Annotated in this window: 19 protein-coding genes; 1 reads left to right on the forward strand and 18 read right to left on the reverse strand. The window is 37.5% G+C overall.

Features of this window, described 5'->3' with window-relative positions:
• Window positions 1-163 precede the first annotated feature (163 nt).
• The 16 genes from G6N06_RS13565 to G6N06_RS13640 all read right to left on the reverse strand — a co-directional run bounded on the left by G6N06_RS13565 (window position 164) and on the right by G6N06_RS13640 (window position 18,317).
• Window positions 164-1,225 (reverse strand): hypothetical protein, encoded by a 1,062-nt coding sequence (locus G6N06_RS13565; RefSeq protein WP_163517298.1) that lies wholly within the window; start codon window positions 1,223-1,225, stop codon window positions 164-166.
• A 67-nt stretch (window positions 1,226-1,292) separates the two neighbouring features.
• Window positions 1,293-2,039: a hypothetical protein gene (locus G6N06_RS13570; protein ID WP_163517300.1), complete on the reverse strand. Its 747-nt coding sequence runs from the start codon at window positions 2,037-2,039 to the stop codon at window positions 1,293-1,295.
• The gene (locus G6N06_RS13575) at window positions 2,023-2,598 is read right to left on the reverse strand and encodes an RNA polymerase sigma factor (RefSeq protein WP_163517301.1); all 576 of its coding nucleotides are present in this window, start codon (window positions 2,596-2,598) and stop codon (window positions 2,023-2,025) included. Before G6N06_RS13575 ends, G6N06_RS13570 begins: the two co-directional genes overlap by 17 nt.
• Window positions 2,599-2,810: 212 nt before the next feature.
• A complete protein-coding gene (locus tag G6N06_RS13580; protein WP_163517303.1) occupies window positions 2,811-3,788 on the reverse strand; it encodes a polyprenyl synthetase family protein in 978 nt (325 codons plus the stop codon).
• A 126-nt stretch (window positions 3,789-3,914) separates the two neighbouring features.
• Entirely contained in the window at window positions 3,915-4,955 is a 1,041-nt protein-coding gene (gene rlmN, locus G6N06_RS13585) for a dual-specificity RNA methyltransferase RlmN (RefSeq protein WP_163517304.1), read from the reverse strand.
• A 240-nt stretch (window positions 4,956-5,195) separates the two neighbouring features.
• Window positions 5,196-6,245, reverse strand: coding sequence for a tRNA preQ1(34) S-adenosylmethionine ribosyltransferase-isomerase QueA (gene queA / locus G6N06_RS13590; protein WP_163517305.1), 1,050 nt, complete (start codon window positions 6,243-6,245; stop codon window positions 5,196-5,198).
• A 180-nt stretch (window positions 6,246-6,425) separates the two neighbouring features.
• Window positions 6,426-7,688 (reverse strand): 3-phosphoshikimate 1-carboxyvinyltransferase, encoded by a 1,263-nt coding sequence (locus tag G6N06_RS13595; protein ID WP_163517307.1) that lies wholly within the window; start codon window positions 7,686-7,688, stop codon window positions 6,426-6,428.
• 319 nt (window positions 7,689-8,007) lie between these two features.
• On the reverse strand, window positions 8,008-8,334 hold the full coding sequence (locus G6N06_RS13600) for a nucleotide pyrophosphohydrolase (protein ID WP_163517308.1): 327 nt from the start codon (window positions 8,332-8,334) through the stop codon (window positions 8,008-8,010).
• Window position 8,335: 1 nt separating this feature from the next.
• Window positions 8,336-10,342 carry a DUF3858 domain-containing protein gene (locus tag G6N06_RS13605; protein WP_163517309.1) on the reverse strand — a complete coding sequence of 669 codons (2,007 nt, stop codon included), beginning with the start codon at window positions 10,340-10,342 and terminating at the stop codon, window positions 8,336-8,338.
• Between the two features lie 4 nt (window positions 10,343-10,346).
• Window positions 10,347-12,266 (reverse strand): DUF3858 domain-containing protein, encoded by a 1,920-nt coding sequence (locus G6N06_RS13610; RefSeq protein ID WP_240338072.1) that lies wholly within the window; start codon window positions 12,264-12,266, stop codon window positions 10,347-10,349.
• A 51-nt stretch (window positions 12,267-12,317) separates the two neighbouring features.
• Window positions 12,318-12,770 carry a D-aminoacyl-tRNA deacylase gene (gene dtd, locus G6N06_RS13615; RefSeq protein ID WP_163517310.1) on the reverse strand — a complete coding sequence of 151 codons (453 nt, stop codon included), beginning with the start codon at window positions 12,768-12,770 and terminating at the stop codon, window positions 12,318-12,320.
• Between the two features lie 158 nt (window positions 12,771-12,928).
• Window positions 12,929-13,876, reverse strand: coding sequence for a ribosome small subunit-dependent GTPase A (gene rsgA / locus G6N06_RS13620; RefSeq protein ID WP_163517311.1), 948 nt, complete (start codon window positions 13,874-13,876; stop codon window positions 12,929-12,931).
• A gap of 245 nt (window positions 13,877-14,121) precedes the next feature.
• The gene (locus tag G6N06_RS13625) at window positions 14,122-15,204 is read right to left on the reverse strand and encodes a bifunctional 3-deoxy-7-phosphoheptulonate synthase/chorismate mutase type II (protein ID WP_163517312.1); all 1,083 of its coding nucleotides are present in this window, start codon (window positions 15,202-15,204) and stop codon (window positions 14,122-14,124) included.
• Between the two features lie 121 nt (window positions 15,205-15,325).
• The gene (locus G6N06_RS13630) at window positions 15,326-16,177 is read right to left on the reverse strand and encodes a prephenate dehydrogenase (protein ID WP_163517314.1); all 852 of its coding nucleotides are present in this window, start codon (window positions 16,175-16,177) and stop codon (window positions 15,326-15,328) included.
• A gap of 170 nt (window positions 16,178-16,347) precedes the next feature.
• Window positions 16,348-17,493 carry a pyridoxal phosphate-dependent aminotransferase gene (locus G6N06_RS13635; protein WP_163517315.1) on the reverse strand — a complete coding sequence of 382 codons (1,146 nt, stop codon included), beginning with the start codon at window positions 17,491-17,493 and terminating at the stop codon, window positions 16,348-16,350.
• Window positions 17,490-18,317: a prephenate dehydratase gene (locus tag G6N06_RS13640; RefSeq protein ID WP_163517317.1), complete on the reverse strand. Its 828-nt coding sequence runs from the start codon at window positions 18,315-18,317 to the stop codon at window positions 17,490-17,492. The genes G6N06_RS13635 and G6N06_RS13640 overlap by 4 nt, the downstream gene beginning before the upstream one ends.
• Window positions 18,318-18,642: 325 nt before the next feature.
• Here G6N06_RS13640 and gldA point away from each other — a divergent pair, with 325 nt between their 5' ends.
• Window positions 18,643-19,539: a gliding motility-associated ABC transporter ATP-binding subunit GldA gene (gldA, locus tag G6N06_RS13645; protein ID WP_163517318.1), complete on the forward strand. Its 897-nt coding sequence runs from the start codon at window positions 18,643-18,645 to the stop codon at window positions 19,537-19,539.
• A gap of 4 nt (window positions 19,540-19,543) precedes the next feature.
• On the opposite strand, the gene G6N06_RS13650 is transcribed toward gldA, so the two are convergent.
• Window positions 19,544-20,293: a head GIN domain-containing protein gene (locus G6N06_RS13650; protein WP_163517319.1), complete on the reverse strand. Its 750-nt coding sequence runs from the start codon at window positions 20,291-20,293 to the stop codon at window positions 19,544-19,546.
• Window positions 20,294-20,498: 205 nt separating this feature from the next.
• Window positions 20,499-21,593 carry an acyloxyacyl hydrolase gene (locus G6N06_RS13655; RefSeq protein ID WP_163517321.1) on the reverse strand — a complete coding sequence of 365 codons (1,095 nt, stop codon included), beginning with the start codon at window positions 21,591-21,593 and terminating at the stop codon, window positions 20,499-20,501.
• Window positions 21,594-21,657 lie beyond the last annotated feature (64 nt).

Here is a 21,657-nt window from a genome sequence, read left to right on the forward strand (position 1 = left end):
CTTTCAAAATTGACATCGTCCTTGATAGAGACTCGAAACAAACTAAACTCACATAAAAATGCAGAGGTCATTCACATCATATAAAATCTAATAGTCCTAAAATAAAAAAGGCATTGAATAACCGTCAACACCTTTTTTGACTAACACAATTGAATTAAATTAACTAAAAGTCCCATCGTAATCCTAAGGACACATTTCGCTGCGCAATAGTCTGATCCTTGAACAAATCGTTAAGATTAAATTTGGCATAAACGCTAAAATCGCCAACTCCAACATAAGCACTTACACCATAAACAAAGTTAGAGGTATTATAATCTGATTTAAATTTATCCTTTTGATTTTTCCCATCTTGTTTATACTTCAATTTTTGCTTTGTCCCTAAATTGACCCCGCCGAAACCGCCAACGCCAACTTTGAATTGATTGCCCGTATAATATCTGATTCGGTTTCCATAATCCTTAAATCTTGAGGGACCAAATTCAAAGTGAATCGGAACGACCAAACTTGTAGTTCTAAGTTTCGCCTTTTTCATATCGTATGGAAACGGTTCCAATGTTGTGACATTTCCGTTCTCAACAAAGTATTGGTTGTCTTTTATGGACAGTTTATTCCATTGTACGGAAAGCCCATAAGTCACTCGCGTAAAATTCGACTTTTTCAGGAGTCGGGTTTTCCAAAGCCAACCCAGCTCTACAAATCCAGAACCTCCTATTTGGTAAGGTGAATCGTCCAAACTCTGACCTTCGATAATCGTATTGTTAAAGCCAATGGCAAACACTAAATCGTTGGTAGTGCGAATATCATATTTAGGGGGCTTGTTTTTACTGTTAATGCTAATTCCTGTAAAAGAACCAATGCTCACACCAATTTCATTTCTATTCTCGCTTTCCAATTTATAACTGGCATCGTTGCGTTGAAGAAGTGCAATTTTATTATCAATAATCGCCAAACGGTTTTCAATGTTCAGGGCTCTTTTTTTGGCCATTTCTTTTTTTAAGACTTCGGCATTTTCTTGCGAAATTTCACCTCTTTCAAGACGTTGATTAATCGTCTCTACTTCGGCCTTTAAAGATGCTTTTTCTTCGTTTACGATTGTTTCTTTTAACTGCTTAAGATTCTCGATTTTGTAGTGATTGTCCGGTTTTTGTAGTGTGTCTTGTGCATGCGATGGACCCATAATAAGGCAGAGCGATGTCAGCACAACAAGTTTTGTGATTGTGTTCATGATGTTCGTTTTTTGATTGATGAATTTATTTTTTACTCTTTCAATTCCTGCCTTCGCAGAAATTGGTTTAATTATTTCGTTCCGCAACTGCAGTTTTTACGGTTTCATAACTATTCTTTAAAGCTTCAAAGATTTTATTTCTAAACGATTGCTGTAAGTCGGATTCGACGTCCTGTAACAGCGCATTTGCATCGACCGTTAATGTACCTCCCTGAGCCATGGTTTGAAACCTAATTTCCTTCTGAGCCTGAGCTAACAACGCATCAATATCAGCATCAGTTACGGTTTGACCCTTACTTTTTAAATCCTGAATTTGGGCAACAATCTCAGAGACTTTTTTATCTTCTAAAATTTCCTTTTGAAGATTTGTATCTAATGGTTCAGTTATTTCCTTCTCGATTTTAGCAACAGAACTGTACTTATTTATTGGTGGCGTTAAATCATTCTGGTTTTTGAGAAGCTCTTTTTCAGCGGTATTTTTATCAACCGGCTGGAGCATTTCATCATCTTGCTGTGTTGTTGCTATCTGTTCTTCCACTGGCAATCTCTCCGTCGGAATATTATACTCATCAACCTGTTCCTGCGTATTGACTATAACCGGACTTTGACTTTCAGTGCTATTCCCGTTGAAAAAAACGTTCACCGTAAATAATATCGCTACAACACTAGCTGCAATACCTATCCACCAATACATTGTTTTACTCTTCTTTTTATCGGCAGCATCCAATTGGCCGGCCAAGGTATCCCACGATGTAGCAGATGGCTTGATTGTTCTATTCTCAAGCGTTTCCCTTATATTATCCTCCCATTTCATCTGTACCATTATTTATATTGTTCCACTTGTTGATCTTGTATTGCAATAGCTGTCTTGCCTTAAACAATTGCGATTTTGAGGTACCTTCATTGATATTCAGCAAACTTGCAATTTCATGATGTTTGTAGCCTTCAATGGCATACATTACAAAAACCATTTTATAGCCTTCGGGCAATTCGTCAATATGCTGTTGGATCTCATTCACTTCAATTGCCGTTTGGATGTTGCTAACCTGTTCAGGATTTACCTCTATATCTTCAACCGAAAACTCAATCTTCTTTTCCTGCCTCAAAAAAGAAATAGCTTCCCTGACCATGATCCTCCGGAGCCAACCCTCAAAACTGCCTTCGTTCTTAAAGGATTTTAAGTTGACAAAAGCTTTAAAAAATCCGTTTAACATAACCTCTTCCGCTTTTTGAATATCCTTTACATAATATCTACAAATACTCAACATTTTTGGAGCATGGGCCTCATAAAGCCTGTGCTGCGCCTCACGATTGTTCTCGGCCGCTTTTTTAATGAGCGCGATGTTGTGGCTATGTAGTTGAATGACTTTCAAAAATTGGTTCTATTAGGTCTTCTATTTATAAAGACGCAAAAATCACGTAAAAGGTTGCCTGGGGAATTAATTTTTTTTTATTGAGTTGTTTAAAAAAAGACGAATGACACTGGATATAAGGAGGTTATCACAATGAATTAAACGTCTATTATTTTAAAAAAGTCAAGCGCTTCGCACTTGTATCTTCATGCTTCGAGCTTCAAACTCAGCACCTACTTCTTCCTGTCAATCACATAATTGACCATTAGTAGCAACGATGCTTTAAATTGAGATTCGGGATAGTTATTTAAAAGCAGTAAGGCTTCGTCCTGAAATTCGAGCATTTTAGAAACAGCGTATTCCAATCCCCCTTTATTTTTCACAAATGCAATAACCTCTTTAACGCGCTTTCTATCTTTATTATGGTTTTTAACCGAATTGATCAACCAGGACTTTTCCTTTTTAGTAGAATTATTAATGGCATAAATAAGCGGAAGGGTCATTTTTCGCTCTTTGATATCGATTCCCGTTGGCTTTCCGATAGCTTCATTACCATAGTCGAATAGATCGTCCTTAATTTGAAATGCCATTCCGATAAGTTCCCCAAATTTACGCATGATTTCCACATCAGGCGCATTGGGTTTTACGGAAGCCGCACCAAGACTACAACATGCTGCAATGAGAGTCGCTGTTTTTTGCCGAATAATTTCGTAGTAAACGTCTTCCGTAATATCCAGTTGACGTGCCTTTTCAATTTGCAACAACTCACCTTCGCTCATTTCCCTAACGGCTACGGAAATAATTTTAAGCAAGTCAAAATCATTGTTATCAATGGAGAGCAGCAAGCCTTTTGACAGTAGATAATCGCCAATAAGCACGGCAATTTTGTTCTTCCATAAGGCATTGACCGAGAAAAAGCCGCGCCGTCTATTGCTATCATCTACCACATCATCGTGTACCAAGGTGGCGGTGTGGATCAGTTCTATGACCGCAGCGCCTCTGTAAGTCCGTTCGCTAACATTGCCATTATTGACCATTTTGGCGACGAGAAACACGAACATAGGTCGCATTTGCTTGCCTTTTCTATTGACAATAAAGGTGGTAATCCTATTTAAAAGTGCCACTTTTGAAGACATGGAGAGCAGGAACTTCTGTTCGAAAAGTTCCATTTCATAGGCAATGGGCTGCTTTATTTGTTCGTCAATTTTCAAATGGAGGTCGTCAAGCGAATTTCTATAACAAACGTACTAAAAATGGGAATGATATGCTATCTAAAATTTCAGAAAGCTAAGTTTTTTTACGATAATTTCTACAAATAAAACAACAAGCAGCTTTATTTATGACTTATTTGCCAACTGTCCGCAAGCCGCATCGATATCCTTGCCTCTTGAACGTCTTACCGTCACGGTGATATTGTTTGCTTCCAACATGGAAATATACATATCTAATGCTGCGTTATCCGCTTGTTGGAATTCGCCATCATCAATAGGGTTATATTCAATTAAATTGACTTTGCTGGGAGCGAACTTGCAGAATTGAATCAAGGCTTCCACATCCTTTTTAGTGTCATTGATGCCATCCCATACCACATATTCAAAAGTAATAAGGTTTTTTGTTTTGGCATACCAATGCTCTAAAGCCTCCCTTAAATCGGCCAATGGAAACGTTGCGTTAAATGGCATAATGGAGGTGCGGATTTCATCAATGGCAGAATGCAAGGAAACGGCAAGACCGAATTTGACTTCGTCATCGGCCATTTTCTTGATCATTTTGGGAACACCTGAGGTAGACACCACAATGCGTTTTGGAGACATCCCCAAACCTTCAGGGGAGGTAATCTTATCAATTGCCTTCAATACATTATTATAGTTCATAAGAGGCTCTCCCATTCCCATAAACACGATGTTTGTCAAAGGTTTATTGAAATACAATCGACTTTGTTTGTCAATGGCAACAACTTGATCAAAAATTTCATCAGGATTCAAGTTACGCATGCGTTTGAGACGCGAAGTAGCGCAGAATTTGCAGTCGAGACTACACCCAACTTGCGAAGATACACAGGCAGTGGTCCGCTTCTTTGTTGGAATCAGTACGGACTCTACAATCAAACCATCATGCAGGCGTACGGCATTTTTAATGGTACCGTCATTGCTGCGTTGCATCTGGTCCACCTCAATATGGTTAATGACAAAATTGTCCTCCAACATAAGCCGTGTCTCTTTTGAGATGTTGGTCATGTCGTCAAACTTGTGGGCGCCTTTGTTCCACAGCCATTCATAAACCTGATTACCCCTAAAATCCTTATCGCCCTGTGCGACAAAAAACTCACGAAGTTGCTCTTTGGTTAATGCGCGTATGTCTTTTTTTGTTGTTTCCATTGATGTTGCAAAAATAATGAAAGGTTTGACGAATTTCGAAAAGGTCAAGATATAATTTGAGAAAGTTCGAATTTAAAGATCCCTAGGGAGTTAAGTGAAATTCAAATTGAAGATGAAATTGAAGCGCCCAACCTGATATTGACGCCTATTCTACTGAAAACTGAGACTTCCGACTGTTGACTGCCTACTAAAAAAAAAGCCCCATCCAAAGATGAGGCCATATTTAAAACAATCTGTTATTTAGATAATCAACATGGCGTCGCCATAAGTATAGAAACGGTATTTCTCCTTAACAGCCTCTTCATAGGCCTTCTTAATAAAATCATGACCGGCAAATGCAGAAGCCATCATCAACAAAGTGGATTTTGGCGTATGGAAATTAGTGATCATGCAATTGGCAATGCTAAACTCATATGGTGGGAAAATGAATTTATTGGTCCATCCTGAAAACTCATTCAACGTTCCACTTGAAGATACCGAACTTTCGATGGCTCTCATGGCAGTTGTACCTACCGCACACACTCTTTTTTTACGAGCTTTGGCATCATTGACAATATCGGCTGCTTGTTGTGTGATAAAAGCTTCCTCACTGTCCATTTTATGTTTGGATAAATCTTCCACCTCAACAGGATTGAATGTACCCAATCCAACGTGAAGGGTCACCTCGGCAAATTCGATACCTTTAATTTCCAAACGTTTTAATAGATGTTTAGAGAAATGCAAACCAGCAGTTGGTGCTGCTACTGCGCCTTCGTTTTTAGCGAAAATAGTTTGGTATCGCTCCTCATCTTCTGGTTCAACCTCCCTTTTTATGTATTTTGGTAACGGCGTTTCTCCGAGTAAGGTGAGTTTTTGACGGAATTCTTTATAGGATCCGTCGTAAAGAAAACGTAAGGTACGTCCTCTGGATGTCGTGTTATCTATAACTTCAGCTACTAAAGTTTCATCATCTCCAAAATACAATTTGTTTCCAATTCGTATTTTTCGGGCTGGATCAACCAAAACATCCCATAAACGTTGTTCTTCATTAAGTTCTCTTAATAAAAAGACTTCAATTCTTGCTCCTGTTTTTTCTTTATTGCCGTATAAACGGGCTGGAAAAACCTTCGTATTGTTTAAGATCATGACATCTCCTTCATCAAAATAATCAATGATATCCTTAAACATTTTGTGTTCAATAGTTTGTTTTTTTCTATCCAAGACCATCAAACGGGATTCATCTCTAATTTCTGCTGGATGTTCAGCCAATAGTTCTTCAGGAAGTTTAAAATTAAAGTGGGATAATTTCATGTATTTATATGTTTTTTAATGATCAGATCTGTTTGCCAACAAATCTTAAAAATATCCTTTTCTATCAAATCGTATGCTAACAGCTTAATCATAAGTACGTCACAACACCATTTGTATAGATTTTTGCAGGCTGCAAAGATACAATCTCAAACTAGGCCTTGTCAAGTAAATGAGCGTTTATTATTTTGTTATTTTAAAACCGACAGTTTTAAGGTCTTTCCAGAAGGTGGGATAGGATTTTGAAACGACCATCGCGTCCTCTATTTGGAGATTCATTTTGAGACCTAAAGGTGCGAAGGCCATCGCCATTCTATGGTCATGATAAGTACCAATAATCTCTCCTAACCCTTGATTCACATGGGATTTACTCCCAAGATCAAACAATTGATTCGGCTGTAACGTCAAGTTATTTTCTGTAATGGTAACCTTTGCGCCTAACTTTTCAAGTTCTGTTTTAAGAGCGACAAGCCTGTCCGTTTCTTTAATTTTTAATGTATGTAATCCTGTTAAATAGCAGCCAATTCCGAGTCCAAAACAGGTTACGGCTATCGTTTGCGCAATATCCGGAGCGTTTTTAAGCTCGCAGTCCATCTTTTTTAATTGGCATTCTTCTTTTTTCAAAAGGGTGATAGCATGGTTTCCAAATGTAGTCTCCACACCAAAATCAGTATAAATCTTGGATAGAATAGAGTCGCCTTGCAAACTGTTTTTTTTGTAGGAGGATAAAGTGATTTCAGTTCCCACAGGACTTAATGCTACAATAGAGTAGAAATAAGATGCAGAAGACCAATCACTTTCTACGGTGAGAGGTGGTTGATCAGGACTTAAGCGTTCAAGTGGACTTATTTTTATTTTATTATTCTCAAAATGGGTTTTCACCCCAATTTGATTAAGTAAGTCCAAGGTCATATTGATATAGGGAACGGATGTAATCTCGCCCTCTAAGGTCAATTCCAAACCGCTTTTCAATTTTGGGGCAATCAATAATAGCGCAGAAATATATTGACTGCTTACATTGGCCTTTAGAGACACTTTCTCTTTTGACAGCAATTTACCGTTGATTTTTAATGGCGGACAGCCTTCAGTTTCCACATAAGAGATATCTGCGCCTAAAGCATTTAGGGCTTCTACCAATACTTGGATCGGCCGTTCTTTCATCCTATCTGAACCGGTTATGGTAATTCCTCTTCCTTCCTGTGTCGCAAAAAAAGCAGTCAAAAATCGCATTGCCGTACCAGCATGGGAAATGTCAATAAGATTTGATGCCGATTTTAATGCTTTTTGCATCACTTCAGAATCGTCAGAATTGGAGATATTATGAATCTTTAGTTCGGGATAAAGTGCTTGCAACAATAATAATCTATTGGTTTCACTTTTTGAACCAGTGATGACTATTTTTGGAGGATTTTCTACAATGGTAGATTTATGTAGAGCTAACAACATGGGATTTACGATTTACGATTTTTGATATACGATTTACGCCTGCCTGTTCTCAGCTTTTGCGGAGGCGAGATTTATGATCTGCGAAAATAGAAAAGCTATTCCACAATGGAACACAAAAGAGGCACGAAGTTTCACAAAAATTTGTGGATTATTGATTGATTATTTTTGATTTAGGATTTAGGATCTACGCCTACCCTTCCTCAGCATTTGTAGAGGCGGGATTTACGAAAGTAAAAAAGTTATTCCATAAACTTTGAACTTCTGAAACTCTGAACTCATAACTCATAACTCATAACTCATAACTCATAACTTAAAAAAATCATTTCAACTTCTCATTCCCATGATGCCTATCGTGATCACGTTTTGTTTTTTGGTCCATCTTTTTGTCGAAAGCCGCCTGCAGATCAATTCCTGTCTGATTGGCCAAACATAAAACGACAAAGACCACATCTGCCAATTCCTCACCGAGATCTTTGTCTTTGTCACTTTCCTTTTCACTCTGTTCGCCATAGCGACGCGCGATAATCCTGGCCACCTCTCCAACTTCCTCAGTAAGTTGTGCCATATTGGTCAACTCATTAAAATATCGGACACCATGGGTTTTGATCCACTCATCAACTATTTTTTGTGCATTTTTAAGCTCCATTTTATATTTTTTTAAGCACTACTTTTTCAGTTTGCTTTTCTGTCATCAACTGATAGAACTGCCTGAAATTGGTATATTCAGTTGGAAGAATGAAGGATTGGTTGATATCCATAGTCACTAAAAACTGTAGCATCTTCCCATTTAGCTTTGCAATATACTTAAACTCACCTGCATTTTCTTGAAATTGTACAACAGAACTTTCGGGCATGGACTCCACCATATATCCGTCAGGAATCATGACATTAATAGTATATTTATCGTTAAATGAATACACAAAATCAATTGGATATTCTCTTTTGTCCTGTTTAAACGGATTTTCTTTTGGAGCAAAAAACAACATTGGTGTTAAAAATACTTTATCTCCAATTTGCTCTATCCCACTCTTCAGATTATAATCATAAACGTAAATAATTGGATTATCTACATTTTCCATATCAGTAATTTCATAATTTGACACTTCTATTTCGCCCTTATCCTTTTCAATGGCCATCAATTTTTCTTCGGCATTAAAATTTTGATATTTACTCCTAAAGTTCTTGGCGGCAAATGAGGTCATATAACCCCTTACCTTACCTTCAATAGAAAGATCGTCATTAATTTTTGCACTTAAAAAGGTATTCTCTTTTACGACCTCTTTAGGTTTCAGATCAAACCATGCAGAACTACCAGACTCTCTTATAATCCGCCCTTGCCAGTTAATAGCTCTCACAGGAAGCACATTCGGAGTTGCATATTTGTCGGTTGCATCCAAAATAATGACATCATTGAGAACTTCTACTGCGGCAACAACATAATTAAAGCTGCCGGTGGCAGGAAATAGGGGAATATCATTGCTTCTTGTACTAATCAACATCGGATTGGCATTTATTTTGGCATAACGCAACATTGCGGTGAGCATTAAATTAATATCGGCCACATTACCCACACCATCTTTATAGGCCTTTCTCACACCGTTATCTGTGGTGTATCCATTATAATCATTCCACTTAACTTTTGATTTTACAAAATTATAAATGAGTTTTATTTTTTCTGAATCATTTGTGACACCGTCGATCAATGCAGAAACATCCTGTTCAAAATAATTGGTCTGATTCAATTGCGCTCCAAAATCTTTGTCGTTGAAAATTGTTTTTGTCACATCATCCCAGGTGGAAGCATAATTGGTAATTTGACCTCCGGGGTCTTTAGAAAAAGCATATTCCCATATTAATTTTGTTCTGTATGTATTTAGATTACTCACAAAGCTTTCACTTCTAAGTGCCGGAATATTGGATAATTTTATTTCGGTTTTATTCTCTCTGAACTCCCATTTTCTTGAAGAAAAAGTTGTAGCTGAAACGCCACCAGCTTCTCTGCTCTTACTGCGAATTTCCTCAGTTCGGTTCACCTGACTTTCATTGATTTTTGGGATATAGACCGCTCTTGGATTAACATATCTATTAAAATTATAGAACTCAGGTATTCTTACGTACATATCCAATTCCTTTATTGGAATTCCATATTGCAAATTAATGTCGCCAATACTTATGTAAGGAGAAATAATCTTATATTCAAATTCTATGACGCATCCATCTTTAATATTTGGCATGGTGAACTTTGAGGTTTTCCAATATTTATTGTTTTTTTCGTCAAAAATGCCATCTTTCTTTAATTTGGTCTCCTCTATCTTTCCGTTCTCCAAAGTATAGGTAACTGCCTTTAAATTACTGACACTTTCGCCTTTTGATCCAGCATCTCGTAATTGGATCTCTTCGGTAGCCCAATCATAACCATCTTTATTATATATTTTTATGCGTTTATACACTTCAGTAACCTGCACAAAACCTTCATTTTGCATAAAATTGTAATAGGTTTTTTGATTTAGGTATAAAACGGCTGCATTTGCCTCAGGATCTCCAGGATATACGGTTTCCTGAAGTTCGTCCTTCGATACTTTACCAAATCGGTAATCTTGGGCATAGGTCCAGTTAAAGGCCAAAACAATAAGTAGGTAGGTAATTTTTTTCATGGGGCTAAGATTTTTTTATGAGTATAATTCTTGATTGATCTTGCTTAACAACTTCTAAATAAAAGTTTCTGAAGTTTTCATAATCTTCCTTGGTGTAATCACCTTTATTTAAAATAAAACTGCGTTTAAACATTAAGGTATGATCGTCGTTTTTAGTAATGGAATAGCTGTATTTCCCGAACTTATTTTCAATAAGAACGTCATTTTGAAGTGCTTCAATCTCAAAGTTTTCCGGAATTGAAATCACGTATTCATCCGTATCATGATAACCACGTGCTATTTGGAATGGCAGTTTTCTATCTCTATAACGTGTTGGCACTTTAGAAAGCACATTGAAGAAATTAGGACTCAACAATAATCTGTCGCCAGTTTTGGATGCATATTTTTTTGCGGTCAGCTCAATGTCTTCGGTAAACCTTATCATGTCCTTATCATTACTGTACTTCATTAAGAGTATATCTACATTGCTGATATAGTTCCAATAGTCCTTGTAATGAAGGGTTTGATCTTTTAAAGTCCTATTTTGGATTCCCTCGTGATAACCATATTGGGTACCGTAGGAATTTAAATTAATTTTAGCTTCAATATCGCCCTCTTCTGTCAAGACGATATTTGCCTTGGTATCCAACAGGTTTTCCTCAGCAGTATAAACTTTTGTACGGACAATTTCGCCACCATCTGGCCTGATCACAAAGACATTTCTGTCGTCAGTAAAATTGGCATTATACCCAAATGGCGAAGTTTGACTCGTGCATTCCAACCAGATATTTGTTCCTTCATAAGGTAGATTTAAAATAACATGGTTTGATTGCCCAAGAAAAGAGGCAAAATCCTTATTGATATCTACAAGATTGTTCGGAGATGCATAGACTCTTGTATAATATGATTCCACCCCAACAAGGTCCAGCAAGGCTTTGGTATAATTTGTAAGTCCTTTACAATCGCCATATTTGACTTCATCAACTTTTAAGGCATCAATAGGTTGTATTCCACCAATACCTTCCTGTACACTGATGTATCTTGTGTTATTTTGAACATATTGATACACCACTTTAGCCTTGTCAATAGGATGGTCAAGTCCTGCAACCAAGTTCATGATTTCATTCTTGGTTTTTTCAGAAACTTGCGTTCTTCCTATCAACAATTGTTCATGCATCCATTTTCCCAATCCTTCCCAATCGTTCGAATTACCGACATAGCCTTCATAGGAGAAGTTTTTTAAGTTGAGCATGGCGTATGGCGTTATATCCTTCAAGTTAGGACTGTAAGCCTCATAAACGATAGCTTTAAGATTATTGGCTTCGTAATGGATCTCTCCTGGCTTGGATTGATTGACAACGCCAAACTCCTCGAAATTGGTTTCAGATTTATTCAATTCGTTGGAAGGGTCGTAACGAAATGCGTAGCGGCTATATTCAGTGCTTGTAGAAAATCCTTCTATAGGCATCCATCTCCTGATATAAGCCGTATAACTGTATTCCACCTCGGTTTCAAACAACACCGTATAAGGGTAATCAGTTGGGGTATATTTTAAATATTTGACACGACTGTCAGAATAAAGTGTGCCACCATCTACGGCGCTGACATCTTCAAAATCATTTCTTTTGATTCTTTTGATTTCCTTTCCATGGGCGTTATAAATTCGTGCTTCCATTTTTTTGATGGAAACACCTTTATCATATCCCAAAAAAGCATCGACTTTAGAGTTTCCGGAAGAATTTAATATGGTGACAATCCGTTTGTTGGTATGTGCCATTTTATTGGTTGCCTTGACTTCAATATAGGAGTCGTCCCATCTTACGACGGCATTGGCATTTTCTCTTAAGGCAGAAGGGATGGTGTGGGAGTTCAATAGTTCATCCTTTTGAGAAAAGCAGAGCATAGGAAAAACCAGAACAAAAATTAAGCGGTAAATTTTGATCATGGGGCTAAGTTATATAGCTAAAGTAACCCTTTTTATGAAATATCAAAATTGTTATTCAGAATTCTTAGAATCTATAATGATAGTTACTGGTCCATCATTTAAGAGCTCCACTTTCATATCCGCACCAAATTGACCAGTTTGAACTGCCTTATTGAGATCTCCTTCCAATTGTTTTACGAAATGATCATATAAAGGGATTGCAATATCCGGCTTAGCAGCTTTAATATAACTTGGCCTATTTCCTTTTTTGGTGGACGCATGAAGTGTAAACTGACTGACTACAATGGCATCTCCATCTACCTCCAAAAGCGAACGATTCATCACGCCATTATCATCTTGAAAAACACGAAGATTGGCAATTTTTCTGGACAGCCATTGTATGTCCTCCTGTGTATCGTCGTTGACAATTCCCAATAAAATCAGCAAGCCTGATCCGATCGATGCGACTTTTTCATTATCAATGGTGACACTTGCTCTTGATACTCTTTGGATGACTGCTCTCATGATAATCTATAGTCTTGTAGGGTGTTTAAAATGTTGATTTTGATTTTGGCTATTTTAATTTTGAAACCTTGCAGGAAGTATTTGAAACCTTGCAGGATTGCTGGTAAATTGTCAACTGAAAAATAAAAACTGAAGACTGCCTACTGAAGACCAAAAACTCATTTCACCCATTCTTCGGTGCGGTAATGCTCATCATCTCCCTCCAAAATTTGCAGATAACTTCTATAGCGGGAGAATGAGATTTCATCTTTGTCCAATGCTTCTTTTACTGCGCATTGCGGTTCTTCAATATGCAAACAATTATTAAATCTGCACTTATGTTTTAATGCGAAAAACTCTGGAAAATAATCGCCAACTTCCTCCCTATCCATATCCACCACACCAAAACCTTTAATTCCAGGTGTGTCAATAATTCTCGCGCCGAAGCTCAAGTCAAACATTTCCGCAAACGTTGTGGTGTGCTGTCCCTGCATGTGCTGCATGGATATTTCCTTGGTTTTCAGATTTAATCCAGGTTCAATGGCATTGACCAAAGTCGACTTCCCAACACCAGAATGCCCGGCAAACATGCTTGTTTTATCTTTCATCAAAGCTTTCAGATGTTCGATATTTTTACCGGTTACTGCTGAAGCTTCGATACATTCATAGCCAATTCGTCTATAGATGGAGGATAAGTACTTTACTTCCATCACATTCTCCTCATCATAAGTATCCATTTTATTGAAAATCAGAACCGTCTTTATGCGATACGCTTGAGTAGTTACCAAAAACCGATCTATAAAACTGGTCAAGGTTGGAGGATTGTTAATGGTGATAAGCAAAAACACCTGATCGATATTGGCGGCAATAATATGGGTCTGCCTGGCGAGGTTAACCGATTTGCGTACAATATAATTCTCCCGATCATGAATGGTATGGATAATTCCGGTAGTGACATTGTCCAAAACCTCCACATCAAAATCAACCACATCGCCCACTGCAATGGGGTTAGTGCTTTTGATGTCCTTGATTCTGAATTTTCCTTTTATGCGACAATCATAAAACGCACCGAGTTCAGTTTTTACGGTGTACCAACTTCCTGTAGACTTATAAACGGTTCCTGTCATGCATCAAATTTAATAAACAAAATAACAATTTTTAAGTCGATAAAGGCTATTTCTACAATTTAATATTATGCCATAAGGCTAATTGAGATAGTTACAAACAACACTTGCTTTAGTAGATTAAAAACTCAATATTTCACAGGATTTTTCCTGTTTCTTTCATAACACCCGTCAGCTTGAGCGAAGATTGCCACACTTTTAGCTACAAAAACATTTCAATCCGCTCAATATGACAGTTGTTTTAAGGGTTAAGAATTAATAATCTTTTCTTGGTGATTAATTGATTCCTGGTGAATTGCTTTAAACATTTTAAGTATAAACTCTTCGCTCAAACCATTTTGTTCACCTTCCAAGACCATATTCCCCAAAATTTCATTCCAACGCTTGCTTTGTAAAACAGCCACGTTCTTTTTCTTTTTTAGAGCCCCAATCCCATCAGAAAATTTCATACGCTTGCCCAGTATTTCAATGAGCTGATTATCTACAACATCAATCTGCGCTCTCAAATGACTCAATTCGGCATTGTATTCTTTTTCAGGATCAGATTCTTTCCTTATGCGCAAATCTTTCATAATTTGAATCAGGGTTTGAGGCGTTACCTGTTGGGAAGCATCACTCCAAGCTGCATCTGGATTTGTATGAGTCTCAATCATGAGCCCGTCAAAATTCAGGTCTAAGGCAGTTTGTGATACATCAAAAATCATATCTCGCTTTCCTGTGATGTGCGACGGATCATTGATCAAAGGCAAATCTGGAAACTTCGTTTGCAATTCAATGGCCAATTGCCATTCTGGATTGTTTCTGTACTTCGTTTTTTCATAAGTTGAAAACCCTCTGTGTATAGCACCCAATCTTTTGATATCTGCCGATGCCAAGCGCTCAATAGCTCCCAACCACAATGGTAAATCTGGATTTACCGGATTCTTCACCAGTACAATCTTGTCTGTTCCTTTTAGTGCATCAGCAATTTCTTGAACAATAAATGGGCTCACGGTAGAACGTGCACCGATCCAAAGCAAGTCGATATCATGCTCCAAAGCCAGTTCAACATGTGCTCTATTGGCTACCTCCGTTGCGGTTTTAAGACCTGTTTCTTCTTTAACCTTTTGCAGCCATTTCAATCCCAATGCGCCAACGCCCTCAAACATTCCAGGACGTGTACGTGGCTTCCAAATTCCAGCTCTAAAATAACTAACATCTGTATCTTTCAATTCTTGGGCAATACCCAATACCTGTTCTTCTGTTTCTGCACTGCATGGACCTGCAATGACCAAAGGATGATCCAATTTCAGATCATCTAACCATGTTCTTAATTCTCTCTTGTTTTCCATAATACTTATTAATTTCCAAATTTTAAAATTCCCTGTCTGCCGACAGGCAGGCAAATTCCAAGGTTTACTCTATAAGCTGATAGTATTGGAATTTGGTGCTGTGATTTTCATTTATTTAATACTATTGTATACCGTTTAATATTTCTTTTATGTGATTTGTATTTTTCATTTGTGTATAAATGGCCTCAAAATCATCCTCGTGTATGAACTCCCTAAATTTTTGGAGATTGATGATGTATTCATCCAAGGTTTCTAAGACATTGACTTTATTCTGTTTGAAAATTGGCGTCCACATTTCTGGGGAGCTTTTTGCCAAACGGACGGTCGATGCAAATCCACTTCCTGCCATATCAAAAATATCGCGTTCGTTTCGCTCTTTATCAATCACTGTTTTACCCAACATAAACGAACTTATATGCGATAGATGCGACACATAGGCAATATGTTTATCATGGGCTTCAGGATTCATATAGCGGATGCGCATACCCAGATCTGCAAATAACGTAAGGGCTTTTTCCTGAAGTTTGAAAGCTGTCTTTTCAACCTCACAAATAATATTGGTTTTGTTTTGGTACAATCCATTTATTGCGGCTTTTGGCCCAGAAAACTCCGTCCCTGCGATGGGATGCGTTGCCAGAAAATTACGACGTTTTGGATGGCCGTCAATAGCTTTGCAGATTTCGGCTTTTGTAGATCCAACGTCCATGACCAAGGTATCATCTGAAACCAAATCCAATACCTTTATGATCTCATTGACTGCGGCATCTACAGGTATGGACATAATGACCAAATCCGCCTTTTTCAGATCTTCATAAGTGGCTTTGGCATCGATAACATTGAGCTGTACAGCCTCTTCCAAATGGGTTTCGTTATGATCAATCCCAAACACCTTCACCTTTTGATGGTGTTTCTTAATATCAAGGGCCAAACTTCCACCAATCAAACCAACTCCTATGATGTATATATTTTTCATTACTGATATTATGTCGTCCCTCTTGGACATTCTTCTTGTTTTCTTATTATTATTTTGATCTACAAATGGACCATCTCTCCAAGACTATAATTTTTGGATGTAATATCATTATCATTCGTTCTAACAACCGTAACTGCCAACTTCAATCTGACATCCGACAAGTGTTCCACTCATTTCACCCTTGAGATTGCTTCGTGCAAGTCTTCCAATGGCGCACATAGTGAAAAGCGTATATAGCCTTCTCCATTGCTCCCAAAAATGGTCCCAGGAGCAATAAAAATTGAATGTTCCTTCAATATCTTATCGATATATTCTTCGGCCTTTATATGTGGCGGTAGTTTTGCCCAAACAAAAAGTCCTGTTGCACTTACATCATAGGTACAATTCAATGCTGTGGCTAGTTCCCATACTTTTTGGCGACGCTCTTCATAAACACTGTTCAAACTGATAAACCACATTTTTGAACATTTCAAAGCTTCAATGGCGCCCTTTTGAATACCATAAAACATTCCAGAATCCATATTACTTTTCACCTTTAAAATAGCGTTGATATATTCTGTTTTTCCTAAAACCATTCCAACTCGCCATCCCGCCATATTAAAGGTTTTACTTAACGAATTAAGCTCCAAGCAAAAATCTTTGGCACCTTTATATTTTAAAATGCTTCGTGGATAGTCATTCAATACAAAACTGTAAGGGTTATCATTCACCACCAAAATATTATGTCTTTTTGCAAAAGCGATAATATCTTCAAAAACCTTATTACTTGCTGTAGCTCCCGTTGGCATATGTGGATAACTGACCCACATTAATTTTACTTTGGATAAGTCACTTTTTTCTAAGGCAACAAAATCAGGACACCAATCGTTTTCTTCCACCAAATCATAAAAGACGGGTTTCGCACCCACTAGTTTTGTCACAGATTCATAGGTTGGATATCCTGGGTTTGGAATCAAAACCTCATCTCCCTGATTTAAAAACGCCATAGATATATGCATGATGCCTTCCTTACTTCCCATTAATGGCAATACTTCAGTCAGCGGACTTAAGTGGACACCAAAATGTTCCTTATAAAAATCCACCATGGCCTCTCTCAACTCCGGCAAACCTTGATAACTCTGGTATTTGTGGGCTACAGCATCGTTCATGCTCTCATTGATAGCCATAATAACTCGGGATGGCGGTTCCAAATCGGGACTCCCAATCCCTAAATTTATAATAGGTTTCCCTTGGGATTTAAGTAAGTTGACTTCCCTCAATTTTTTTGAGAAGTAGTATTCTTCAACAGTGTTTAATCTATCTGCAAAAGTGATCATTTTCGTGCATTTTTATATTCGCCCAAAACCTTGAAATTTTGTGCCATTATTTCCATTATTGATTTTGCTTTTTGATAATCCTGATACGCCTCAAAAGTGATATCCACAAAAAAAGCATACTTCCATGGGGTTTCAATTATTGGCAGGGATTGTATTTTGGTAAGGTTCATTCTACAGTCGCTCATCACGTTTAAGACCGATGCCAAACTGCCACGTTTGTGATCTACGTCAAATTTTAAGGAAGCCTTATTGATCTGTACTTCTTGCGCTTCAGAATTGTTGGTCACAGCAACCACAAAACGGGTTTCATTCTGTTTAATGGTCTGGATACTTTCTGCGACAATCTCCAGTTCAAACAATTCTGAAGCCAATTGACTGGCAATAGCCCCTACATTTTTAAGTTGTTTCTGCCGAATCCGTTGTGCCACTTCAGCGGTATCTTTATCCTCTACCAATTTGATATGAGGATAATTTTTAAAAAATTGTTTACACTGCAACAAAGCCATGGGATGTGAATACACTTCATGGATATCTTCAATGCTTTGACCTGGCAAGGCCATTAAGTGATGTTGAATATCCAAATAATGCTCGCCAATAATATGCAATTTATTATCGTCAATCAACGCGTAATTTGGAATGATAGACCCAGCTATAGAGTTTTCAATGGCCATGATCACCGCATCTGTTTTATTGGATAAAACACTCTGCACAGCGCCATCAAAGGTCATGCACTCATCAATGTTCAATGGATTGTCAAAATACTGTAAAGCGACAATATGGTGGAATGATCCTTTAATTCCTTGTATGGCAACAGATTTTATCATGTGCTAAATCAATTTAATTTATTGTTTTTCATCATTTTTGCTGATTTTTCAAGTTTTTTGAAACAAAAAAGTCCCGATTTTCATCGAGACCTTTATATTAAATTTATTGTTCATAAATTACACATACGAAGTCTCGTCCCTTTTGCTAAAAAAGAAATAAAACCAGTTTTGATATGTATAATTAGCTGTTTGCATAATTTGATTTCGCTAAAGTAGCGAATAATTTTTATAAACAAAATATTTTTTCGATTCTTTTTATAATACAACGATTTCGTTAAATCATAACATGTGTAAAATGCTTATTTTTGGGCAAACAATTTGAATTATGTCCATTGAAGTCACTAATATTAGCAAACTATACGCCGATCAAAAAGCGCTCAACAACATTTCCTTTAAAGTAGATAAAGGCGAAATCGTTGGTTTTTTAGGTCCCAACGGGGCTGGTAAATCCACAATGATGAAAATCCTGACCACCTATATTGAAGCTTCTGATGGTGAAGCAAAAGTAAACGACTTTGATGTTCAAATAAATCCGCGCGAAGTTCAAAAACGTGTCGGGTATTTACCTGAGCACAATCCCCTCTACTTAGAAATGTATGTCAAGGAATATTTGTCATTCAATGCGGATGTTTACAAAGTCTCAAAATCCAGAATTGAAGAAGTTATTGAGCTTACGGGACTAACAACAGAAGCCCATAAAAAGATAGGACAACTTTCAAAAGGTTATAGGCAACGCGTCGGATTGGCGAACGCCCTATTACACGATCCGGAAGTGTTGATCCTGGATGAACCTACTACAGGATTGGATCCAAATCAGTTGGTGGAAATCAGACATCTGATCAAATCTTTGGGGAAAGAAAAAACAGTCTTTTTGTCCACCCACATTATGCAAGAAGTGGAAGCTATCTGTGATCGCGTCATCATTATCAATAAAGGCGAGATTGTTGCTGACAAAAAACTTTCGGATTTAAAAGCCAACCAAGAGCAAATTATCGAAGTTGAATTTGATTATCGTGTTGAAGATATTCTGATGAACCGCTTAAAACACATACAAAACGTCAAAAATACGCACGATTTTATATATGAATTGACCTTTTCTACCAAAGAAGATATGCGTCCAATGGTGTTTGATTTTGCACATGATAATGGCTTGAAAATTCTACGACTCAACCAAAAGAATAAAAACCTGGAAAGCCTGTTTAGGGAGTTGACCATGGAATAAAGGCTTATTCTAAAATCAAACGTCCTTTATAATAAGTTTCAACCTCCACAATAGGAGGTTCATTTACCACAATAACATTGCCTGTACTTCTTATTTCTCCTCTTAATGATGCCTGCGGATTAAGAATCATGTCATTACTACTGCGCTGAAATATTCTGATATTTTGTGCAATTAAGTGCCGGCCTTCAAATCGAGAATCGCCAGAATAGAAACCGATTTCCAAATTCTCTACCGTCCCGTTTAAAAATAAATGGGACAAGTTGTTAGTCACTACATTCAGGTTTGTGCAATTGACCTCCAATCTAAAATCGCCCACCGTATGGTATTGGTCTTCAGCTTCAAAATCTTCAGAAATCAAAGTCAAATTTGGATAGTTTAAAACACCATCACTCAAAATAGGTAGTCCTGTACTGGATCTGAGATCGGTAATATTGGGCGCACTAACGTAAATTTTAGTAATGCCATAGTCTCGTGTGATATTGCAGCCGTTATGGTCTTTTAATAGCAATACATCATCTTCTATTTTTACTTCAATATCATTCCTCAAATATTCGCCGGTCTCGACGACGACCTTATGCTCTGGTGCTTCCTTAAGGATGAGTTGCACCCGCTCAAAAACAATAATCTTACTAAACGCAGCCACAGGAACTTCCATCTGAATAATTGGTCCAGCATTCTGCAAACAATCAGGCATCACCTTGGCATTGCATGACAGCAAGACTATTGCAAATAGGATGTAAATGTATTTTTTCATTATATTTCTTTCCGAATAACTACTATTGATCAAACCATTTTTCTTCGCGCTTCAAGCTTCGTTATTCCTATATTACTTATTTTTTATTTTTATTTGTTATTACAATTCTGTCTCTCATCTATGTACTATTTATTAACCTTCACATTCGACAAATCAGCAATCAACAATCAATAATCGTCAATCAGTGCTCCCCACTTCCCACTTCCTACAATCGCACTCCCACGCCAAATTCAACCGCTTCTGCCTTTGCGCCATGGGCTTTTAAGGTAATCGCACCAAAAAACTGATCTCCAAAATAGCGTTTTAAGCCTATTCTGTTATAAACTCGACCTTCAAAATCGTAAGGATAGTACACGTAATAGCCCAGTTGAGCAATTACGGATAGTTTATTAATAAACAATTCATGCCCCACAAAAACGCCTACACGTTTGTAATCTGTATCAGGATCCACATTACGTTCTGGATAGGCCACCGAGTAGAAATAGATCAATTCCTTTAGAAACTGGGCAAAAAACATATCTGTTCCGATCTGAAATGCACTTTTCCTGTTGATGCGTTTATCAGCATAGAACGATACGTTATAAAATGGAAATTGCCCAGTACCGATGATATCGCTCTCATTGACACCTGTCCTAAAGGCAAGATTGTATTTGATCTTTTCCGTGAATTTTTTAGATTCAGTTGATGGTTGATAGTTGGGTTCTTTGCTATAATCAAATAAATAATTGGTTCCTATATTAAAAACAAACGTATTGGTGGAGTTGTTTGGAGCCCTAACATTTGCGTTGGAATAATGGATCACTGAAATCCCCGCCTGAAACCCCAAACCTTTAAAAACATTCTCTTTTTTATAATTGAGCATGAGATAGGTAGTGCTCATCAAATCCGAGCCATAGGCCCCGTTCAAATAATTGGTTTCTTTTTGGTACGGATTGGTGGTGTAAGCAATACCCTGTCCAATTCTGAAGTTAAGATTCCGTTTTAAAAAATAGAAATTATAATGGGCATACACGCCGTAGTTCTCACCTAAATATTGGTTTTTCATATCCTGATAGATGAAAGAAGCTCCCCAATCTGGGTAATTGTAGCGACTTTCCCATGGCTTATGACCGTATGTTTTTTTGTTAAAGCTTAAAATCAGACCGGTGGGATGATCAGTGATGAGATGGGCTATATCCGGATTGTGTTCAAGAATGGTTCCATAGAAATAATTGGCGTCTAAGGTAAACAGTCCAGGATTCTGTTGCGCAAACAGACATGAACTCGTTAAACAAAAAACACCAACTAGAAAATACTTCATTCATTTGAGTTATACCGCAAATTTAAAAGAATAATTAAAACCGGAAGGCTTGTAGGAATCTATC

Source organism: Gelidibacter japonicus, assembly GCF_010725055.1.
Classification (GTDB): Bacteria; Bacteroidota; Bacteroidia; order Flavobacteriales; family Flavobacteriaceae; genus Gelidibacter; species Gelidibacter japonicus.